The following is an 18969-nucleotide window of genomic DNA, read 5'->3' on the forward strand; positions in this document are numbered from 1 at the left end:
AACAGGATGCGGTTCATTGTGAGTATAGGTAACAATGAGCTAAGCTCCGCCAGTCATTGTTTCCCTGCCCTGTGTCACCGTCGTCTCACCTCCCGTAGGAGCCCATGCGTCCCGACCAATCCACCTGGACCCCGTCACCCGCCGAGGGCGAACAGCCACGGCAGGTGCGCCGCATCCTGAAGCTGTTCCGGCCCTACCGCGGCCGCCTCGCGATCGTCGGCCTGCTGGTCGGCGCGTCGTCCCTCGTCACCGTCGCGACCCCCTTCCTGCTGAAGGAGACCCTGGACGTCGCGATCCCCCAGGGCCGCACCGGTCTGCTGAGCCTGCTCGCGCTCGGCATGATCCTCAGTGCGGTCGTCACCAGCATCTTCGGTGTCCTGCAGACCCTGATCTCCACGACCGTCGGCCAGCGCGTCATGCATGACCTGCGCACCGCCGTCTACGGCCGGCTGCAGCGCATGTCGCTCGCCTTCTTCACCCGGACCCGCACCGGCGAGGTCCAGTCCCGCATCGCCAACGACATCGGCGGCATGCAGGCGACCGTGACCTCCACCGCCACCTCGCTGGTCTCCAACCTCACCAGTGTGGTCGCCACGATCGTCGCGATGGTCGCCCTGGACTGGCGGCTCACCGTGGTCTCGCTGCTCCTGCTGCCGGTCTTCGTGTGGATCAGCCGACGCGTCGGCAACGAACGCAAGAAAATAGCGACCCAGCGCCAGAAGCAGATGGCCGCGATGGCCGCCACCGTCACCGAGTCGCTCTCCGTCAGCGGCATCCTGCTCGGCCGCACCATGGGCCGCGGCGACTCGCTCACCAAGGCGTTCGAGGCCGAGTCCGACAGCCTGGTCGACCTCGAGGTGAAGTCGAACATGGCGGGCCGCTGGCGCATGTCCGTCATCGGCATCGTCATGGCCGCCATGCCGGCCGTCATCTACTGGGCCGCGGGCATGGCCCTCCAGTTCGGCGGCCCGTCCGTGTCGATCGGCACGCTCGTCGCCTTTGTCTCGCTCCAGCAGGGCCTGTTCCGGCCGACGGTCAGCCTGCTGTCCACCGGCGTCCAGATCCAGACCTCGCTCGCGCTCTTCCAGCGCATCTTCGAGTACCTCGACCTGCCCATCGACATCACCGAGCCGGAGCGCCCGATCCACCTCGACCAGGTCAAGGGTGAGATCCGTTTCGAGGACGTCGAATTCCGCTACGACGACAAGAGCGGCCCGATCCTCGAGGGCATCGACATCACCGTCCCCGCGGGCGGCAGCCTCGCCGTCGTCGGCCCGACCGGCTCCGGCAAGTCCACGCTCAGCTATCTCGTGCCACGGCTGTACGACGTCACGGGCGGCCGCGTCACGCTGGACGGCGTCGACGTACGGGACCTCGACTTCGACACGCTCGCCCGCGGGATCGGCGTCGTCTCCCAGGAGACGTACCTCTTCCATGCCTCGGTCGCGGACAACCTGCGCTTCGCCAGGCCCGACGCCACCGACGAGGAGTTGCAGGCGGCGGCGAGGGCGGCCCAGATCCACGACCACATCGCCTCACTGCCCGACGGGTACGACACGGTCGTGGGTGAACGCGGCCACCGGTTCTCCGGCGGCGAGAAGCAGCGCCTCGCCATCGCCCGCACGATCCTGCGGGACCCGCCGGTCCTCATCCTCGACGAGGCGACCAGCGCCCTGGACACCCGTACGGAGTACGCCGTGCAGGAGGCCATCGACGCCCTGTCGGCCAACCGGACCACGCTGACCATCGCGCACCGGCTCTCCACCATCCGTGGCGCCGACCAGATCGTCGTCCTGGACTCCGGCCGTGCGGTCGAACGCGGCACGCACGAGGAGTTGTTGGAGCGGGAGGGGCGCTATGCGGCGCTGGTCCACCGGGACGCCGAACTGGAGCCGACAAGATGACGATATGCCGGGTTTGTAGGCTTTAGCGGGTTACCGTGCCCGCATGCAGATGAACACTCCGCCACGGAGCACGATTCGACTGACGCGCCGGGGCCGGGTCGCCCTCATCGCGACCGGAGCCGTCGTGGCGGCCACCGCCGTGACGGTGCCGCTGCTCACCCTGACCACGGAGGACGAGGAGACGCGACCCACGTCCCTCGTCATCCCGGAGGGCTGGCGCACCGGCCAGGTCTACGAGGCTGTCGACAAGGCCCTCGCGCTGCCCCTGGGATCCACCAAGAAGTCCCTGGCCAAGGCCAACCTCAAGTTGCCCAACGACGCGGAGGGCAACCCCGAGGGGTACCTCTATCCGGCGACGTACCACCTCGACAAGACGGTGACCCCCGAGTCCCTGCTGGCGCTCATGGTGAACACCGCGAACAAGAAGTTCAGCGGCAGCCCCCTCACCGCGGGTGCCCAGCGCAACGCGATGAACCTCTATCAGGCGATCACCATCGCGAGCATCATCCAGGCCGAGACCTCCACCAAGGCCGACATGGGCAAGGTGGCCCGGGTCATCTTCAACCGCCTGGAGCGGGGCATGCCGCTGCAGATGGACGCGACCCTCGACTACGCGCTGAACCGCTTCACGCCGACCACGACCACGAACGACACGAAGCTCGAGAGCCCCTACAACTCGTACCAGCGCATGGGGCTGCCACCCACACCGATCTCCAACCCCGGCCAGGCCGCGATGCGTGCCGCGATCAACCCCACCCCGGGCAACTGGCTGTACTTCGTCACGGTCAAGCCGGGCGACACCCGGTTCACGGCCAGCTACGAGGAGCAGCAGAGGAACGTCGCCGAATTCAACCGGCTCCGGAGGAGTGCCTCACCCTCGACCTCGCACGCACCCTCGACCTCGATTTCGACCCCGGTTCCGGGCTCGCCCTCCGCCTCCGCCCCGAGCTGAGGCCCGCTGCCCGCCTCGACACCGCCCACCAGGTCTCCGAGCCGGCCACGGGGCATCAGGCGCCGACGGTCACTCCCGCCAGCAACCGCCTGATGTCCCGTACCGCCGCGCGCCCGGCCCGGTTGGCGCCGATCGTGCTGGCGGAAGGCCCGTACCCGACCAGATGGATCCGGGGATCGGCGAGCGCGCGCGTCCCCTCGACGCGGATGCCGCCGCCCGGCTCACGCAGCCGCAGCGGCGTCAGATGATCGAGGGCGGCGCGAAAACCGGTCGCCCACAGAATGACGTCCGCGTCGACGTGACGCCCGTCCGCCCACTCGACACCGTCCGGGGCGATCCGGTCGAACATCGGCTGCCGGTCCAGCACGCCGTCGGCCAGCGCCTGCCGGATCGCGTCGTTCAGCGGCAGCCCCGTCACCGACACGACACTCTTGGGCGGCAGTCCCTGCCGTACCCGTTCCTCCACGAGCGCGACGGCCGCGCGCCCCACGTCCTCGGTGAAGGGTCCCTCACGGAAGACGGGCGGCCGCCGTGTCACCCAGGTGGTCGCGGCCGCGTACGGGGCTATCTCCATCAGATGCTGAGTGCCGGACGCGCCGCCGCCCACGACGATCACCCGCTGCCCGGTGAACTCCTCGGGCCCCGGGTACTGCGCCGTGTGCAACTGCCGCCCCCGGAAGGTCTCCTGGCCCGGATAGCGCGGCCAGAACGGCCGGTCCCAGGTGCCCGTGGCATTGATCAGCGCCCGCGTCGACCACGTACCGTCGGAGGACTCGACCAACAGCCGCCCGCCGGCACCCTCCCGCACGGCCCGCACGTCCACCGGCCGCCTCACCCGCAGGTCGAAGGTGCGCTCGTAGGTGTCGAAGTACTCCGCGATCACCTCGGAGGACGGCCGCGCCGGGTCGGCGTCCTCCAGCTCCATCCCGGGCAGGGAGTGCATCCCGTGCACCTTGCCGTACGTCAGTGACGGCCACCGGAACTGCCAGGCGCCGCCCGGACGCGGTGCGTGATCCAGCACCACGAAGTCCCGTTCGGGCTCGAAACCGCTCCGCCGCAGGTGATAGGCGCTGGACAGTCCTGCCTGCCCAGCGCCTATGACGACGACATCGACCTCGCGGACTTCACGCGCCTGCGCCCCGGTGTTGTTCACGCTTCCACCAACTCGACCGGGGTGCGGGATCTTCCCGAACGGCGACGCCTGTGAGCCACTCGACGCGCGATCTGCCGGCCGGGAACCTGGAGGGACGGTCCTCAGGAGTCCTTGTCAGACGCGGGGCGTGGTGGTGGAGGGGGGCAGGCCGCCGTTGAAGCGCGTGTCCACGAAGGCGGCGAAGTCGACCTTGCCCGGGATCAGCTTCAGCTCGGTGAAGGTGTCCGCGATCTGCTGCTCCGACGCGATGAGCGGCTCGTCGACGGCGACCGCGATCCGGCTGGCGTTGGTGCGCTTCACCGAGGCGAGCGCCACCTCGTACGGCAGGCCGGTGTCCTTCGCCCACACCTTGGCCCAGGCGTCCGGATGCCGGTACACCCAGTCCTGGGCGCGCCGCAGCCGCTCCAGATAGTCCTTGACGGCCGCGGCCTTCCTGGTGTCCTTCAGTGCACTCGGCGCCGCCACCTGGAAACTCAGCCCGTTGACGACGCCGTCCCCGTCGGCCAGGATCCGGCCCTGCTTGGTACTGAGGACCTGTGAGGTGTACGGGTCCCACACCGCCCACGCGTCCACCTTGCCGCCGGTGAACGCGGCGAGCGCGTCGGCGGGCTGCAGATACGTGACCTTCACATCGCTCAGCTTCAGACCGACCTCCTTGAGCGAGGCGATCAGCTGGAAGTGCGCGGACGAACCCTGCGCCACGGCGATGGACCTGCCCCTGAGCTCCTCGGGCGTCCGCAGTGACGAGTTCTTCGGTACGAGGATGGCCTCGCCCTTGGACGTGCCGTGCCAGGCGGCCGCCACCGAGACCTTCGAGCCCGCGCCGGCCGCGAAGACGGGCGGGGTGTTGCCGACGCCGCCGATGTCGACGGCCTTGGCGTTGACGGCCTCCAGGAGGGGCGGCCCGGAGGTGAACGTCGACCACTTGATCTTGTAGTCGAGGTTCTTGAGTTCTCCGGCCGCCCGCAGCACCGCCTCGGAACCTCCCTTCTGGTCACCGACGTTGAGCGTGAGGGAACCCTTGCCATCCGTTCCGGCACCAGCGGTGTCGGCGGCCGAGTTCCCGCCGCAGGCGGCCAGGAGCAGGGTCAGAGGCAGGAGCAGAGCGGCGGGGACGAGGTGTCGGCGCATGACGATTCCGTTCGATTGGTTCGGGCGAGGTGAGGTGAGGCGAGGTGAGGCGAGGTGACGGTGAAGTGAGGGTGAGGCGATGGCGAAGGGCGACTGAGAGGGGAGGAGGAGCTCAGGCGACGGTGTCCACGCCCAGGCGCTCCAGGAGGCCGGCACGCAGGTCGGCGAAGCGGGGGTCGGCGATGTCGCGCGGGCGGTCCAGATCGACCTGCGTCTCGTACGCGATGACACCGCCGTCCATGACGAGGACCCGGTCGGCGAGCAGCACGGCCTCCTCGACGTCGTGCGTGACCAGCAGCACGGCACAGCCGCGGCGCCGCCACAGTTCGCCGACCAGCCGCTGTGCCTTGATGCGGGTGAGGGCGTCCAGCGCGCCGAACGGCTCGTCTAGCAGCAGCAGATCGGGTTCGCGGACCAACGCACGGGCCAGCGAGGCGCGTTGCGCCTCGCCGCCGGAGAGCGTCTTGGGCCAGGCGTTCGCGCGGTGAGTGAGTCCGACCTCGGTCAGCGCTTGCTCGGCGACGGCGCGTTCGGGCTTGCCGGGCAGCCCCAGCAGGACGTTGCGCCACACCTTCTTCCATGGCATCAGCCAGGGCGCCTGGAACGCGACGGCCTTGCGCCGCGGGACCAGCACGGTGCCCTCGATATCACGGTCGAGCCCGGCGAGGATGCGCAGCAGCGTGGACTTGCCGCAACCGCTGCGGCCGAGCAGGGCCACGAACTCGCCCGGACGCACGTCGAGTTGGAGGTCGTCGATGACGGCGCGCCCGTCGAAGGAGCGGGTGAGCCCGTGCACGCGTACGGCGGAGGCCTGGGCGCTCGGGTGTTGCCGGCCGGTCGCGGTCTTCTGCTGGGCGGTGGCGCCCTTCTGGAGGGTCACCGGCCCGTGAACGTCGGTCGCCATTGCAGCAGCAGCCTTTCCAGGGAGCGGACGATGAAGTCGGCGAGCAGGCCGAGGAAGGCGTAGACGATCAGGCAGGCCACGATCACATCGGTCCGCAGGAAGTCACGGGCCTGCACCATGAGGAAACCGATTCCGGCGTCCGCGTTGATCTGCTCGGCGAAGACGAGCGCGAGCCAGGCGATACCGAGGGAGTAGCGAAGACCGGTCATCGCCCCAGGTAGCGCGCCCGGCAGTACGACATGCCGGACGAGCCCCCACCGCGAGAGTCCGAGGGACTCCCCGGCCTCGATGAGCTGGGAATCGACGCCGCGGATACCGGCGTACACGTTCAGATAGAGGGGGAAGGACACCCCCAGCGTGATGATCGCGATCTTCGGGGCCTCGCCGATCCCGAACCAGATGATGAACAGCGGGATCAGTCCCACGAAGGGCACTGTCCGCAGCATCTGGACGCTCGCGTCCACGAGGTCTTCGCCGATCCGGAAGAGCCCGGAGACGAGCGCGAGTCCGGTACCGACGAGGGTTCCGAGCAACAGCCCCACCGCGACGCGCTGCACGGAGACGCCCATCGCGTTGGGCAGCGAACCGTCGGCGATCAGATGGCCGACGCCCCGCGCGATGGTGCCCGGCGAGGCGAGGATGTCTGGGGTCAACACCCCTGTGCTGCTGAGGAGTTGCCACAGCGCGAAGAGCAGGAGCGGGCCGGAGGTGCGGCGCAGCCAGCGGGGTACACGGGTGCGGCGGGTGGAGAGGGGGACGATCGGAACGAGCTCGGGTGGCGCCGGCTGGGCCGCACCACTCCTGGAGATGTCCGAAATATCGGGCTCGGAGGGGGTGGGCGGGGCGTGGCTGATGCTCATGAGTGCTCCACGGGGAGGAGAGCGGCCGGAGAGGAATACGCCATGGCTCCGCCGCGTCAGCGGCTCAGGCGGAGCCGCGACGTGCGGGTGGAGCGGAGCGAGGGCGGGGCGGAACGGGGGAGTGAAAGGGCGTCAGCGGCCGCGGTGACACGCGGCGGAGGCCACCCGCAGCAGGTCGATGTGACCGCGCGTGGTGAGCATGGCTGAACGCAACATGCGGGTGAAAGTAGCCAGGTGGTCCATGCCCGGTCAATGGTGTCTCGCGGAACGGAACGCGTATGCAGTGCAATCGGACGCGTGGGCACGGGCGCGAGCTGTCGGTCGTGTGCGGAAGCCGCGGGCGGGTGAGAATCGGGTCATGCCCGATGCCTTCATCACCCGAGTCCTGAACGTCACCACCGGTTCGGCGGAGACGGTCTTCGACCTCACCCGCGACTGCGAGGCCTTCCTCCGAGAGGCGGCGGCGGGCCGCGACGGCCTCCTGAATGTCTTCGTGCCCCACGCCACCGCCGGTGTCGCGATCATCGAAACCGGCGCCGGAAGCGACGACGACCTCCTCGCCGCGCTGCACTCCCTGCTGCCCGCGGACGACCGCTGGCAGCACCGCCACGGCAGCCCCGGGCACGGCCGTGACCACGTACTCCCCGCCGTCGTCCCGCCCCACGCGACGCTTCCCGTGCTGGGCGGGAGGCTGGAACTGGGGACGTGGCAGTCGGTGTGCCTGGTGGACACGAACCGGGACAATCCTCGGCGGCAGGTGCGGTTGTCGTTTCTGGGCTAGAGCGTTCCTGGCCGACGTGTGTGCGGGAGTTCGGCGTCGGTCGTGGGAATCAGCTGTCCAGGCGGGTGGCCCGAGCCTTCAGCTCTTCCACGAAATGATCCCAGTCGGGTCCGAAAGAGAGGAGATCGGCCGCTGCCTCGCGCAGCAGTTCGGGATCGTCCGGGCGCTGCAGGCAGGCCAGCCGGTACGCGAGATTGCGGGCCCAGACCGGCATGGCCATCCAGTCCTCGGCCCATGCGCCGCGCAGCGCCGGGAGGATTTCTTCAGGAGTGGCGAACGTGATCTTCTCGATGAAGTCCCGGACCGGGGCCGGGATGCGCGGCGCATCCTCCGCGTAAGTCGAACTGATCAGTTCTTCTGTCGGCTGCGTCAGTTCAGGCATGATCCATCTTCGTTCACGGGTTGAGCCAGTATGTGGCCAGACGGTACACGGAGTCGGGTGTCTGGGAGACGCGGTAGCCGATGTCATGGCCACCGATCTTCACCGATCCGTCCATGGGACCGGTGAAGCCCGGCCCCACACGGGGCATGGTCCCGCCGTTCATCATGTGGTCGTAGACGGAGTTGACGATTCCCTGCTCGATCTGGTCGGGGGACAGGCCGGTGGTCCGCAAGTCGTTCGGGAACGCCGTTCGCGCCCGTGTGCGCCCGGTCGTATCCGCGCAACTACTTCCGGCATTACGACCCGGGCGCAGGGGGTGTACGTGGTCGCGCTCGCGTTCCACGTGGTGGTGCCCCAGAGGGTGCTTCGGGTCCGCCATGCGATGTCGCCGTGTTCGTCGACGAGTTCGCGTGGGGTGCCGACGAGGTCGGTGACGATGGCGAAGAACCGGGAGTCCAGGTGAACGTCACGCGCTCGACGACCGTCGTGGCGTCCGCCGCCATGCGGAGTTTCGCCGTACGCCGCCCCTTCGGGGCGTACGTGTAGCGCCACACCGTCCCGTCGGGAGTGGTGACCTGGGTGGGAGGCGGGCCAGGTGGCCGTGGTCTGGTTGCCTGCCGCGTCGTAGGCGTAGGTCTCGGTCCAGCCGGTGGCACGCACGGGGGTTCATGATCCGGCGGAGTCCCCCGTGGGCGGACGGGGGTACGGTGGCGCTACCCAGCGCACCTTGCATGCCGTCATCCGTATTCCGTCCCGCGCCCCGCGTTGACGGACTCCTTGGTTCTCACGCCTGGGCGACCATGAATCACTGGAAACGCCATCGAAATTCGCGATGGCGTGATCCAGAATCCGAAGACCCTCTCCTTCCAGCACCGGTCGGCGCTGTATCCCCACGACCTCGAGGTCCCGGCGCCCCGCCCCGCCGCTCGGGTGGCCTGACGGCGCCTGGGAGAGCCCGCTGGGCAGGCCTGCGTGGGCTCGATCGGCCGGCCTGCCGGTCGGGTAATGGTACTTTTCGTGTCCGGACGCGCGTGCCGTGCTAAAGTTGAGGCCAGTTGTGGTTCGCGTAAAATCCAAGTGCCTTTGATGACTTTATGTCGTCGGGCATTTTTGCATTTCGCAGAGCGTGGACCCCTGGGTACCGCCCGGAAGTCGGATTCGGTTCGTTCTTGCAATTCATTCGGTTCATCGCTGCCGAGAATTCCTCGATACGTGCCATATCGAGGAAGGTTCTCCATGAACCGCTCAGCTCGCACGAGTGACCGTTTCGCCAAGCCCCGTCGGCAGGGCGCCCAGGGTCGCCCCGGCGCCCGTTCAGGCGGCGACGGCCGCCGTCCCGCCGCACCGCAGGGCGAGTTCGCGCTGCCGGAGACCATCACCCCGGCCCTTCCTCCGGTCGCGGCCTTCGGTGAGCTGGATCTCCCCGTCGAGTTGCTGAACAAGCTCACCAGCCTCGGAGTGAACGAGCCCTTCCCGATCCAGGCCGCCACGCTGCCGAACTCCCTCGCGGGACGCGACGTCCTGGGTCGCGGGCGCACCGGATCGGGCAAGACGCTCGCCTTCGGCCTCGCGCTCCTCGTGCGCACGGCAGGACAGCGGGCGGAGGCCCGCAAGCCGCGCGCCCTGATCCTCGTTCCCACCCGCGAGCTGGCCCAGCAGGTTACCGACGCGCTCACTCCGTACGCCCAGCTGCTCAAGGTGCGACTGGCCACCGTGGTCGGTGGTATGTCGATCGGGCGGCAGGCCGCCGCGCTGCGGGCCGGGGTCGAGGTCGTCGTCGCGACCCCGGGCCGGCTCACCGATCTCGTCGAGCGCAATGACTGCCGCCTCGACCGGGTGAGCATCACCGTCCTGGACGAGGCCGACCAGATGGCCGACATGGGTTTCATGCCCCAGGTCACCCAGCTGCTGGACCAGGTGCGCCCCGACGGTCAGCGCCTCTTGTTCTCCGCCACCCTGGACCGCAACATCGACCTCCTGGTCCGTCGATATCTCCATGACCCGGTGGTGCACTCGGTCGATCCCTCGGCGGGCGCGGTGACCACGATGGAGCATCACGTACTGCAGGTGCATGGCGCCGACAAGTACGCCACCGCCACGGAGATCGCCGCCCGCGACGGGCGTGTGCTCATGTTCCTGGACACCAAGCACGCTGTCGACCAGTTCACCAGGCACCTGCTGGGCAGTGGGGTGAAAGCCGCGGCACTGCACAGCGGCAAGTCACAGCCCCAGCGCACGCGCACGCTGGCCCAGTTCAAGACCGGTCACATCACGGTCCTTGTGGCGACCAACGTCGCTGCCCGCGGTATCCATGTCGACGATCTCGACCTCGTCGTCAACGTCGACCCGCCCAGCGACCACAAGGACTACCTGCACCGAGGCGGCCGTACCGCCCGCGCCGGGGAGTCCGGCAGCGTCGTCACGCTCGTGGTGCCCGCCCAGCGCCGCGACATGATCCGTCTCATGTCCGACGCGGGCATCCGGCCACATGTCACCCAGGTCCGTTCCGGCGAGGCGGAGTTGAGCCGTATCACCGGCGCGCAGGCTCCCTCCGGTGTTCCCATCGGCGGCAGCCGGCCGGCCGCGGAGCGACCCGAGCGCGGCGGTGCCCCCTTCCGGGGCCTGGGCACCCGCCCGGGCCGCGCCGGTGGCGAGTCCCGCCGGGCCGCCGAGGCACGTCAGACGGCCGAGGCCCGCAAGGCCGCTCGGGTTCGTCGTGGCGCATAGGCCGAGGCGTGGCAACGGAACCTGTGCGTGACGAACTGTGTCCCTCCCGCGCCGAGGTTCACACGCAAGAGGGACACGCGAGTGACGCGGTGACCTGTCTGGAACGCCTCGAACGCATCTCCGGCTGGATGGGCAGCGGAAGGAAACGGCTGAGGTTTCTGCTCGCGATCCTGATCGCCGAAGGGCTGACCAACCGCTGGACGGCCAGGGTGCTGCGGCTCAGCGAGGAAGCGGTCGCCGGCGGCGAGAGCGGCCAACTTCCCACGATCGCAGGCCACATGGCGGTTCGGGCGCACTAGCACATGAGTCGGCCCGGGAAGCACATGTGTCGCACATATCTGCGCGACAGGAGCATCCGGTTCCACTCGTGCGTACTATCTCTACACTGCTGCAGGCCGTGGCAGTTGTGTCCTGCGAGTGATTGGCCCATGTCATGACTGAAGTCAGCTCCCCTTCCCACTCCACAGAACTCACGTCGCAGTACATCGCCCAAGTGACGGGCGACCTCGACCGCAATGCCAAGGAGCAGGAGCGTGTCGCTGCGGAGATCGAGGCCCTGCAGGAGCAGTTGAGTGCCCTGCAGCACGATCACACCGTGCTGGTGAACATGCAGGACGCGCTCGGTGGTCCCAGCCCGGACCCCGGGGCGGAGGCCGCGACTGCGCCCACCGTGCCTCACCAGGCCTCTGCCGAACCCAAGCAGAGCAAGGGCAAGAAGGCGGCCGCCGCGGGCGCCAAGAAGACGGCGTCCAAGAAGCCCGCCGCCAAGACCTCATCCGTGAAGGCGTCCCCGGCCGCCGCCAAGCCGACCCTCGTCGAGCTCATCCGAGGACACCTGGAGAAGCAGAGCGAGCCGCGTTCCGCCGCCGAGATCACCACCGCGCTCACACAGGCCCACCCCGACCGGAGCGTGAAGACCACGGTCGTGCGCACCACCCTCGAAGGACTCGTCGCCAAGAGCCACGCTCACCGCACCAAGCAGGGTTCGTCGGTCTTCTACACCACGGCAGTCACCTCGGAGCCCGCGTCGGCCGAGCCGCAGCAGGAGACGGTGTCCGACTGAGCATCCGCAGGAGCACGTGACACCTGGCAACTGGTAGCCGGCAACTGGGAACTGACACCGGCATCGGGCCGCAGGTCGGTCCGCGAGCAGGGCCGTGCCGCCAGGAGAATGCGCGCCGTACGACCGAGTAGTCGCCCTCTTGGGCCGAGGCGGCGCACAGGTGGTGGCCGTGCATCGAAACGGCGAGGGGCTCGGGGGAGCCCGTCACCGCGGCGATGCGTGACGGCAGGTGCTCGCCCACCGGGTCCGTGACTGCCACCCAAGCGCAGTGGTGCCACTTCTCGTCCAGCACACGGAGATCACAGCGCTCCAGGTGGGCCGGCCTCGGGGGGCGAAGGTTTCGTCGAGGTAAGGGCCGTACGCGGTGTCAGAGACATCGACTCCTGGCTGTAGTCCACGCCGCCGTACGCGCTGGGTCGTCGTACCGCTCGGTCTCGTAGTAGGGGCCCGCGGACAGTCCGCTCCTCACCGCGAACCCGTTGCCCACTCGCGTGCCGCCTCGCCGTGTGCCACGGCGTAACGGGCCAGTGCCCGTTCGTCGGAGAAGGCCAGGGCGAAGCGGATGCCCTTCGGATCGGCGGTCAGGAAGCCGCGCCATGGTCCGGACCGGGCCCGTCGTCGACGCTCCCGCGAAGACGTCACGGGCTCCGGCACGGCCGGTCGGCCCGCCCTTTCCGCGTAGTCCGCAAGCCGTGACCTCGGAATTCGCGGCTCCCCTGCCCCGTCCCCCTGCTCAGACCTGCGTCCCCTCGTCACGACCGCACACAACACGTCGCAATGGCGCGCGCGGCACACCCCTGTCGCAACGGAGCACGGACCAAATAGACGGGGAACAGGCACTGGCCGGGGGCTCCGTGGTGCGGGCTTTGTCGCTCTATACGATGAGGCGTCCTGGGGGGGGGATTGGGGGAGAGACCATTGGGTTGGGCGGTCGACGAGCGTCGCGGTGATACCGGAGACGCTCATGCGTACGGCGACGGGCTCGACGACGACCGGTCGCCGTCCGCCGCGAGTGACGACGCGGGCGCGCGGCCGCGCGACCCGCTACGCCGGTTCGTGTCGTTCGTCGGGCGCACGCTGTACGGCGAGTGGCACGGCATCGTCGTGGATCCGGTACGGCAACTCGTGCGCCGTGGGCTGTCCGGACTCCTGCTGGCGTTCGTGGCCGTCTTCGGGGTCATCTTCTTCCACGCGCTCGCCCAACATCCCACCGGTGCGGTGATCGTGCGGCTGACCGGCGGAGTGAAGGCCTGTCTGCCGCTGCCCCTGGCTCTGCTGCGTACTCCGGTGTCGCTGTACGTGCCCGCTCTCGACCTTCCCGTGTGGGCGGGCATCACCCAGCTGTTCTTCGCCTTCGCGCTCGCGGAACTCGCCCTCGGCCGGGCCCGGACACTGTTCATCGCGTACGCCACCACCCTGGCCGGCACGCTCACGGTCCGCGTGATGATCGCGCTCGGCCCGGGCTGGTGGGGGCTCGGCCTGCCGCCCGAGATCGGGCAGGTGCTCGACACCGGACCCTCTGCCGCGGTGGTGGGACTGTTCACCTACCTCTCGGTCATCCGGCGCGCCCCCATCGTGTTCGCGCTCACCGGCGGCTCGATGGTGTGGGAGTCGATCGTCAAACCCAATCTGGCAGGCCGTGAGCACCTGATCGCCGTGGGCGCCGCGATCGTCCTGGCGGTGCTGCACGGGCGCTGCCGAAGACTGCGGGAATCCCTCGGCGCCCTGCTTTTCTCGGCATGGTCACGCAGCGGCCTGGAGCGGCTGTTCCCGCCCCGTGGTGAGGGGCGTACGCAGGGCACGAGGACTCAATCGCGCTGAGGGTCCCCGACCGGGGACGGCCGTCCCCGGTCGGGGAGGAGAGGCGTGTTCAGAGGGCGCGCTCGAAGAGGTCGAGCAGGGCTGCCCAGTGGCGTTCGGTGGCCTTGGCGTCGTACACGGCGGTGTCGGCCATGGTGTAGCCGTGGTGCGCGCCGGTGTAGACCTCGCTGCGGTGGCGGACACCCGCCTCGGTGAACGCCTTGTCGAGGCGCTCGATCTGCTCGGGAGGCAGGGAGGCGTCCTGGTCGGCGTGGCCGAAGTACAGCTCCGCGGTGATACGGCCGGCGAGCAGGTGCGGGCTGTCCGGTGCGTCGGTCGCCAGCCGGGCGCCGTGGAAGCCGGCCATGGCCGCGACCCGCTCGGGGTAGGTGCCGGCGGTGCGCAGGGCCAGGCCTGCGCCCATGCAGTAGCCGGTGGTGCCGACCGGTCCGTCGGCGGCCTGCGGGCAGGCCGCCAGCCAGGACAGATAGGCGTCGGCATCGCGCATGGCCAGGTCGGGGGTCAACTCCTGGATGAGCGGCATGAGTTGCCCGAACAGCCCCGGACGGTGGGCCGCGTCGATGAAGTCGGGCAGCTCCACCACCGGGGCAGGACCGTGGCGGTAGAGGAGGTTGGGAACCAGCACGGTGTAGCCGGCCCCGGCGAGCCGGTCGGCCATCTCCTTCAGCCGGGGGCGCAGTCCGATGGCGTCCATGTAGAACAGCACCGCCGGGTGGGCGGTGTTGTCGTCGGGGTGGGCCAGATAGGCGTCGGCCGAGCCGTCCTGGGTGGGGATGTTCACGGAGGTTCCGCGTACGTCACGTACATCGGTCATGGGCGTCCCTCTTCCTTCTTCTCTCGGGTGTCTCCGGGGCGTCTTCCGGGTGTTTCGGGGTGCCGCGCGGATCTCCGCGGCCACCTGATCGCGGCGGTCCCGTCGTGCAGTCTGGCACTCGTGGTGCGGTCGGTTCGGCAGGGCCCCGCTGTCGTTCCCGTGCCCGGAGCCGCCGTCGTGCGCGGACGGATTCCTGGCGCGCCGCCGGACGCGTGCGAGCCTGGTACCGGCAGTCCCAGGAAGACCGGGCTACTGGCTGCGCACATCGTCCGGTCGCAGGGTGGAGTCATGACGACCACACTCATCACCGGAGCGAACAAGGGGCTCGGCCATGAAACCGCCCGCCGGCTCGTCGCCGCGGGCCACACGGTCTACGTCGGCAGCCGGGACGCCGAACGCGGACGCCGGGCCGCCGAACAGCTGGGCGCCCGGGCCGTCCAGCTCGATGTCACCGACGACGCGTCGGTGCAGGCCGCCGTGAAGGCCATCGAGGCCGAGGGCGGGCTTGATGTACTGATCAACAACGCGGGTATCGAGTCCAGGGGCGAGGGCAACTCCGTGATCGGCGCCGCGGAGGTGACCGCCGATGTGATGCGGGAGACGTTCGAGACGAACGTCTTCGGCATGGTGCGCGTCACCCACGCCTTCCTCCCGCTGCTCCAGGCCTCGGCCGCCCCGGTGGTCGTCAACGTCAGCAGTGGGCTGGCCTCGCTGGCCCGGGTGAGCGATGCGGGCACTGCGGCGTACGCCTACCCCGGCGTCGCCTACCCGGCTTCGAAGACCACCGTCAACATGATCACCGTGCAGTACGCGAAGGCGTTCCCGAACATGCGGATCAACGCGGTGGAGCCCGGCTTCACCAAGACCGACCTGAACGGGAACACCGGCATCCAGACCGTCGAGCAGGGCGCCGAGATCATCGTACGGATGGCGCAGATCGGCCCCGACGGTCCCACCGGGGGCTTCTTCGACGCCGAAGGCACCCTTCCCTGGTAGTCCGAGCCGGTACGCCACCACGTACGCGTGCCGGATCCCGCGACCGCCACTCAGCCCCACCGCCCCATCGCCCCACCGAACGATCAGGAGCATCGACATGACCGTGCAGTCACTTCCCGGCGGAACGTTCACCATGGCCAAGGACCTGACGGTCACCCGCATGGGCTACGGAGCCATGCAGCTCGCCGGTCCGCACGTGTTCGGGCCGCCGGCCGACCGGGACGCCGCCGTGGCCGTTCTGCGCGAGGCGGTCGAGCGGGGGATCACACACATCGACACCTCCGACTTCTACGGCCCGTACGTCACCAACCAGATCATCAAGGAAGCGCTGCACCCCTACCCGGCCGGCCTGCACATCGTGACCAAGGCCGGAGCACTGCGGGACGCCGAGGGAGGCTGGCCGAAGGCGCTGTCGCGCGACGAGCTGCGCCAGGCCGTGCACAGCAACCTCGAGAACCTCGGCCTGGACGCACTCGACGTCGTCAACCTGCGGGTCGGAGGGCTGGACGCTCCCGAGCCGGGTTCGCTCGCCGAACCGTTCACCGTGCTTGCGGAGCTCCAGCAGGAGGGGCTGATCAGGCATCTCGGTGTCAGTACCGTCTCCGCCGAGCAGATCAAGGAAGCCCAGTCCATCGCGCCCGTCGTGTGCGTGCAGAACTTCTACAACCTCGCGAACCGCGCTGACGACGCGCTGATCGACTCCCTGGCCGAGCAGGGCATCGCCTACGTGCCCTACTTCCCCATCGGCGGTTTCTCCCCGCTGCAGTCGGACACCCTGCACGCGGTCGCGGGCCGGCTGGAGACCACTCCGGTCGCCGTCGCCCTGGCGTGGCTGTTGCAGCGTTCCCCGAACATCCTGCTCATCCCCGGCACCTCCTCGGTGGCGCACCTGCGTGACAACATCGCCGCTGCCGCCCTGGTCCTTCCCGAGAAGGAACTGGCCGAGCTGAACGGGATCGCGGTGTGAGGAACGTGGGATCGTCACGCCCGGGGTACGGGCGTGGCGGCCCCATGGCGGTGTCCGGCGCGCCGGGTGACCGCACCGTTCGATACGAACTTGTTTCTCACGAACATGTTCGTTATCCTTGTGCGGCATGACTCCAGAGAAGCCCGCTCCGGTCAGCCGACGGGAACGCCCGGCGAAGCCCGCCCTGACCAGGCAGGGAATCATCGACGCCGCGCTGGCGATCCTTCGTGACGAGGGACTGGGCAAGGTGACGATGCGCCGCATCGCGGCGGCTCTCGACACCGGCCCCGCGTCGCTCTACGTCTACGTCCGCAACACGGGGGACCTGCACGCGCAGATCCTCGATTCCCTGTTGGGGCCGGTGAAGGTGCCCGCGCCGGAGGCCGGGACCTGGCGGGACCGGTTGAAGGCGCTGCTGGTCAGCTATGGAGAGGTGCTCTTCCTGCACCCGGAGATCGCCCGGATGGCGATGTCCACGCAGCCGAGCGGCCCGAACTACCTGGCGCTGGCCGACGCGCTCCTCGGTCTCCTCGACGAGGGCGGGGTGTCCGGCAAGGAAGCGGCCTGGGCCATGGACCTCCTGCTGTTGTATCCCACCGCCGTGGCCGTCGAACACAGCTCCCCGAAGTCCGCCACGCAGGAGGCCGACGAGTTCTCCGCCCTGGCCGCGAAGATCGCCACCGCGGACCCGGCGCGCCACCCCCACCTCACCCGGCTCGGCGACACCCTCGTGTCGGGAGACGGCCCGAGCCGCACCGACTGGGCTCTGGACGTCATCCTGGACGGAGTCCTCGCCGCGGCCTCTCGCGCGTCGGCCGAACAGCGTGGCGGGTGAGAGTGGGGTGTGTGTTTCCCCTGTGCGGCAAGTCGCGCTCGAATGTATGTCTAGGGTTGATCCGTAAGCGCGGGAAAGCAGCGAGGGCCGTGACCAGGCCCTCGGAACATGTCTCCGGCGGTACGGACAACGCGAGTTCAGTGCCTCGCACCTGAGAGTGGTTGTCGTGGCGGCAGGCGATTGAGTGCCGGAGCCCGCGGAGAACCGCCCGCGGTCTGTGCCGCGGGTGAGGGAACGACAAGGGGTTTTGATGGAAGGCGCGGATCTTCCAGTGGGGGACCGGTGCGCGCCGGTCCGTGGCGTCGCCGATCAGTTGGCGCGGTAGGCGCCTGTGCGGTGGGACGAGGGCCGCGAGGGCGCGGGGGGACCGACACAGGCGCAGGACCCGGAGCAAAGTCACCGCGGAACCGGTGGCCGCCCCGCGGGCCGGGCCGTCCCCTGGGTCATGCGACAGGAACGCAAGGGCATACGACCCCATATCGTCGTCCTGGCCGCGTGGACGTTGCTCTGGTTCCTGCTGGTCCAGAGACACGGGGGGATCTCCTGGCACTACCTGCGCACCGGGGGCCAGCTGCTCTTCGGCGCCGTTCCGGGTGGCGGGCTGGCCATCTACGCCAACCATCCGGAGTTGCAGATCGGCCCCGTGAGCTTTCTGGCGGCCGCACTGTTCGCCCCGCTGCCACCCCACATGGCGGAGGTGCTGGCGGAGGCGGTGATGTCCGCGCTCGGCCTCTACATGCTGGTGCTGGTCGGCCGCAGTGCGGCCGACCACAACCGCGGCACAGGACTCAACCACCGCCGACTCCAGCAGCGGGTGCTCGTGGCAGGGGTGGCCTTCATTCCCATGTGGGTCGAAGTGGCGGTCCGCTTCGCCCACTTGGACGACGTACTCGCGCTGTTCTTCACCACTCTGGCCGTACGTGCCCTGGTGCGGGGCCAAGGGCGCACGGTGGGCATCATGCTCGCGCTGGCGGTGGACTCGAAACCCTGGGCGCTGGCGTTCGCGGCACTGCTGCTCGCCCTGCCGGCCACGCAACGACGCAACTCCGCGCTCTGGACGGTCGGCCTGGTGGCCGTCGCGTGGCTGCCGTTCTACGTCACCCACCTCAACTCGGCCGCCGCCGCCAGATTCACCATCGCCAACCAGCCCGCCTCGGCGCTGCGTTGGCTGGGCGTCCTGGCCCCGGCCACGCCCTGGTGGGACCGCCCGGCCCAAGTGCTCCTAGGACTCGGTCTCGGCGCGCTGGCGGTACTCAGAGGCCGCTGGCCCGCGGTCGTGCTGCTCGGCGCCGATGCCCGCATCGCACTGGATCCGAGTGTCTACACGTACTACAGCGCCTCGATCCTGCTCGGCACCCTGCTGTGGGACGCGGTCGGGCAGCGTCGTCTGGTGCCGTGGTGGAGCTGGATCGCCCTGCTCTCCCTGTACGGCAGCACCTTGCTGGTGCCCTCGGACCGTGTCTGCGGTCTGATCCGGCTGGCCTTCGCCGCCGGTTCGGCGGGCTACGTCCTGCTGGGGCCCGTGCCACGCCGACGGCGAACCGTGACGGAGGCTCGTTCTCCGGCGTCCCCTCAGGTGTGACCATCCATCCGCAGGGATGAATGGGTTGATGAATGTCACACAGCCAAAAACCTCCTAATTCGGACATATGCCTTTTACTGCGCACCGGGGTCTCTTC

General features: G+C 69.2%; 20 protein-coding genes and 1 pseudogene. 11 read left to right on the forward strand and 10 right to left on the reverse strand.

The window, feature by feature from the left end:
- Window positions 1-104: 104 nt before the first annotated feature.
- Together ACIRA5_RS01845 and mltG are read left to right on the forward strand one after the other, a co-directional pair.
- Window positions 105-1904: an ABC transporter ATP-binding protein gene (locus ACIRA5_RS01845; RefSeq protein ID WP_403686245.1), complete on the forward strand. Its 1800-nt coding sequence runs from the start codon at window positions 105-107 to the stop codon at window positions 1902-1904.
- Between the two features lie 43 nt (window positions 1905-1947).
- Complete coding sequence (mltG, locus tag ACIRA5_RS01850) at window positions 1948-2856, forward strand: endolytic transglycosylase MltG (protein ID WP_403686247.1); 909 nt, start codon at window positions 1948-1950, stop codon at window positions 2854-2856.
- A 55-nt stretch (window positions 2857-2911) separates the two neighbouring features.
- Here mltG and ACIRA5_RS01855 read toward each other — a convergent pair whose 3' ends face one another.
- The 5 genes from ACIRA5_RS01855 to ACIRA5_RS01875 form a co-directional block, all read right to left on the reverse strand.
- On the reverse strand, window positions 2912-4009 hold the full coding sequence (locus ACIRA5_RS01855; RefSeq protein ID WP_403686249.1) for an NAD(P)-binding domain-containing protein: 1098 nt from the start codon (window positions 4007-4009) through the stop codon (window positions 2912-2914).
- A gap of 114 nt (window positions 4010-4123) precedes the next feature.
- The gene (locus tag ACIRA5_RS01860; RefSeq protein ID WP_403686251.1) at window positions 4124-5140 is read right to left on the reverse strand and encodes an ABC transporter substrate-binding protein; all 1017 of its coding nucleotides are present in this window, start codon (window positions 5138-5140) and stop codon (window positions 4124-4126) included.
- A 112-nt stretch (window positions 5141-5252) separates the two neighbouring features.
- Window positions 5253-6044 carry an ABC transporter ATP-binding protein gene (locus ACIRA5_RS01865; RefSeq protein WP_403686253.1) on the reverse strand — a complete coding sequence of 264 codons (792 nt, stop codon included), beginning with the start codon at window positions 6042-6044 and terminating at the stop codon, window positions 5253-5255.
- Window positions 6017-6904, reverse strand: coding sequence for an ABC transporter permease (locus tag ACIRA5_RS01870; protein ID WP_403686255.1), 888 nt, complete (start codon window positions 6902-6904; stop codon window positions 6017-6019). Before ACIRA5_RS01870 ends, ACIRA5_RS01865 begins: the two co-directional genes overlap by 28 nt.
- A 132-nt stretch (window positions 6905-7036) precedes the next feature.
- Entirely contained in the window at window positions 7037-7147 is a 111-nt protein-coding gene (locus tag ACIRA5_RS01875) for a putative leader peptide (RefSeq protein ID WP_403686257.1), read from the reverse strand.
- A gap of 115 nt (window positions 7148-7262) precedes the next feature.
- On the opposite strand from ACIRA5_RS01875, the gene ACIRA5_RS01880 reads away from it, so the two are divergent.
- Entirely contained in the window at window positions 7263-7685 is a 423-nt protein-coding gene (locus tag ACIRA5_RS01880) for a YjbQ family protein (protein ID WP_403686259.1), read from the forward strand.
- Window positions 7686-7734: 49 nt separating this feature from the next.
- On the opposite strand, the gene ACIRA5_RS01885 is transcribed toward ACIRA5_RS01880, so the two are convergent.
- The 3 genes and pseudogenes from ACIRA5_RS01885 to ACIRA5_RS01895 all read right to left on the reverse strand — a co-directional run.
- Window positions 7735-8067 carry a hypothetical protein gene (locus ACIRA5_RS01885; protein WP_403686261.1) on the reverse strand — a complete coding sequence of 111 codons (333 nt, stop codon included), beginning with the start codon at window positions 8065-8067 and terminating at the stop codon, window positions 7735-7737.
- 13 nt (window positions 8068-8080) lie between these two features.
- Window positions 8081-8299 (reverse strand): hypothetical protein, encoded by a 219-nt coding sequence (locus tag ACIRA5_RS01890; RefSeq protein ID WP_403686263.1) that lies wholly within the window; start codon window positions 8297-8299, stop codon window positions 8081-8083.
- 80 nt (window positions 8300-8379) lie between these two features.
- Window positions 8380-8733: pseudogene (locus tag ACIRA5_RS01895) on the reverse strand (RHS domain-containing protein); the annotation flags it as partial.
- A 570-nt stretch (window positions 8734-9303) separates the two neighbouring features.
- Between ACIRA5_RS01895 and ACIRA5_RS01900 the strand changes: the two are divergent.
- The 3 genes from ACIRA5_RS01900 to ACIRA5_RS01910 all read left to right on the forward strand — a co-directional run bounded on the left by ACIRA5_RS01900 (window position 9304) and on the right by ACIRA5_RS01910 (window position 11857).
- Entirely contained in the window at window positions 9304-10794 is a 1491-nt protein-coding gene (locus tag ACIRA5_RS01900) for a DEAD/DEAH box helicase (protein WP_403686265.1), read from the forward strand.
- An 8-nt stretch (window positions 10795-10802) separates the two neighbouring features.
- Window positions 10803-11093: a hypothetical protein gene (locus tag ACIRA5_RS01905; RefSeq protein WP_403686267.1), complete on the forward strand. Its 291-nt coding sequence runs from the start codon at window positions 10803-10805 to the stop codon at window positions 11091-11093.
- Window positions 11094-11227: 134 nt separating this feature from the next.
- Window positions 11228-11857, forward strand: a complete 630-nt coding sequence (locus tag ACIRA5_RS01910; protein WP_403686269.1) for a hypothetical protein — start codon at window positions 11228-11230, stop codon at window positions 11855-11857.
- A 465-nt stretch (window positions 11858-12322) separates the two neighbouring features.
- Here ACIRA5_RS01910 and ACIRA5_RS01915 read toward each other — a convergent pair whose 3' ends face one another.
- Window positions 12323-12499: a hypothetical protein gene (locus ACIRA5_RS01915; protein WP_403686270.1), complete on the reverse strand. Its 177-nt coding sequence runs from the start codon at window positions 12497-12499 to the stop codon at window positions 12323-12325.
- Window positions 12500-12913: 414 nt separating this feature from the next.
- Here ACIRA5_RS01915 and ACIRA5_RS01920 point away from each other — a divergent pair, with 414 nt between their 5' ends.
- A complete protein-coding gene (locus ACIRA5_RS01920; protein ID WP_403687198.1) occupies window positions 12914-13678 on the forward strand; it encodes a hypothetical protein in 765 nt (254 codons plus the stop codon).
- A gap of 49 nt (window positions 13679-13727) precedes the next feature.
- Here ACIRA5_RS01920 and ACIRA5_RS01925 read toward each other — a convergent pair whose 3' ends face one another.
- Window positions 13728-14492, reverse strand: a complete 765-nt coding sequence (locus ACIRA5_RS01925; protein WP_403686271.1) for a dienelactone hydrolase family protein — start codon at window positions 14490-14492, stop codon at window positions 13728-13730.
- A gap of 288 nt (window positions 14493-14780) precedes the next feature.
- On the opposite strand from ACIRA5_RS01925, the gene ACIRA5_RS01930 reads away from it, so the two are divergent.
- From ACIRA5_RS01930 to ACIRA5_RS01945, 4 genes are all read left to right on the forward strand, one after another.
- The gene (locus ACIRA5_RS01930) at window positions 14781-15488 is read left to right on the forward strand and encodes an SDR family NAD(P)-dependent oxidoreductase (RefSeq protein WP_403686272.1); all 708 of its coding nucleotides are present in this window, start codon (window positions 14781-14783) and stop codon (window positions 15486-15488) included.
- Between the two features lie 97 nt (window positions 15489-15585).
- On the forward strand, window positions 15586-16455 hold the full coding sequence (locus ACIRA5_RS01935; RefSeq protein WP_403686273.1) for an aldo/keto reductase family oxidoreductase: 870 nt from the start codon (window positions 15586-15588) through the stop codon (window positions 16453-16455).
- A 127-nt stretch (window positions 16456-16582) separates the two neighbouring features.
- Window positions 16583-17290, forward strand: coding sequence for a TetR/AcrR family transcriptional regulator (locus ACIRA5_RS01940; protein ID WP_403686275.1), 708 nt, complete (start codon window positions 16583-16585; stop codon window positions 17288-17290).
- Between the two features lie 445 nt (window positions 17291-17735).
- The gene (locus ACIRA5_RS01945) at window positions 17736-18872 is read left to right on the forward strand and encodes a hypothetical protein (RefSeq protein ID WP_403686276.1); all 1137 of its coding nucleotides are present in this window, start codon (window positions 17736-17738) and stop codon (window positions 18870-18872) included.
- Window positions 18873-18969: the final 97 nt, after the last annotated feature.

This window comes from Streptomyces sp. NPDC096311 (genome assembly GCF_044763085.1).
Lineage (GTDB): Bacteria > Actinomycetota > Actinomycetes > Streptomycetales > Streptomycetaceae > Streptomyces.

Coding starts and splice junctions, on each gene's coding strand:
- ACIRA5_RS01880 (WP_403686259.1), top strand. CDS start 7,263: ATGCCCGATGCCTTCATCACCCGAGTCCTGAACGTCACCACCGGTTCG.
- ACIRA5_RS01870 (WP_403686255.1), bottom strand. CDS start 6,904: ATGAGCATCAGCCACGCCCCGCCCACCCCCTCCGAGCCCGATATTTCG.
- ACIRA5_RS01900 (WP_403686265.1), top strand. CDS start 9,304: ATGAACCGCTCAGCTCGCACGAGTGACCGTTTCGCCAAGCCCCGTCGG.
- ACIRA5_RS01910 (WP_403686269.1), top strand. CDS start 11,228: ATGACTGAAGTCAGCTCCCCTTCCCACTCCACAGAACTCACGTCGCAG.
- ACIRA5_RS01875 (WP_403686257.1), bottom strand. CDS start 7,147: ATGGACCACCTGGCTACTTTCACCCGCATGTTGCGTTCAGCCATGCTC.
- ACIRA5_RS01865 (WP_403686253.1), bottom strand. CDS start 6,044: ATGGCGACCGACGTTCACGGGCCGGTGACCCTCCAGAAGGGCGCCACC.
- ACIRA5_RS01945 (WP_403686276.1), top strand. CDS start 17,736: ATGCGACAGGAACGCAAGGGCATACGACCCCATATCGTCGTCCTGGCC.
- mltG (WP_403686247.1), top strand. CDS start 1,948: ATGCAGATGAACACTCCGCCACGGAGCACGATTCGACTGACGCGCCGG.
- ACIRA5_RS01860 (WP_403686251.1), bottom strand. CDS start 5,140: ATGCGCCGACACCTCGTCCCCGCCGCTCTGCTCCTGCCTCTGACCCTG.
- ACIRA5_RS01940 (WP_403686275.1), top strand. CDS start 16,583: ATGACTCCAGAGAAGCCCGCTCCGGTCAGCCGACGGGAACGCCCGGCG.
- ACIRA5_RS01935 (WP_403686273.1), top strand. CDS start 15,586: ATGACCGTGCAGTCACTTCCCGGCGGAACGTTCACCATGGCCAAGGAC.
- ACIRA5_RS01845 (WP_403686245.1), top strand. CDS start 105: ATGCGTCCCGACCAATCCACCTGGACCCCGTCACCCGCCGAGGGCGAA.
- ACIRA5_RS01930 (WP_403686272.1), top strand. CDS start 14,781: ATGACGACCACACTCATCACCGGAGCGAACAAGGGGCTCGGCCATGAA.
- ACIRA5_RS01925 (WP_403686271.1), bottom strand. CDS start 14,492: ATGACCGATGTACGTGACGTACGCGGAACCTCCGTGAACATCCCCACC.
- ACIRA5_RS01885 (WP_403686261.1), bottom strand. CDS start 8,067: ATGCCTGAACTGACGCAGCCGACAGAAGAACTGATCAGTTCGACTTAC.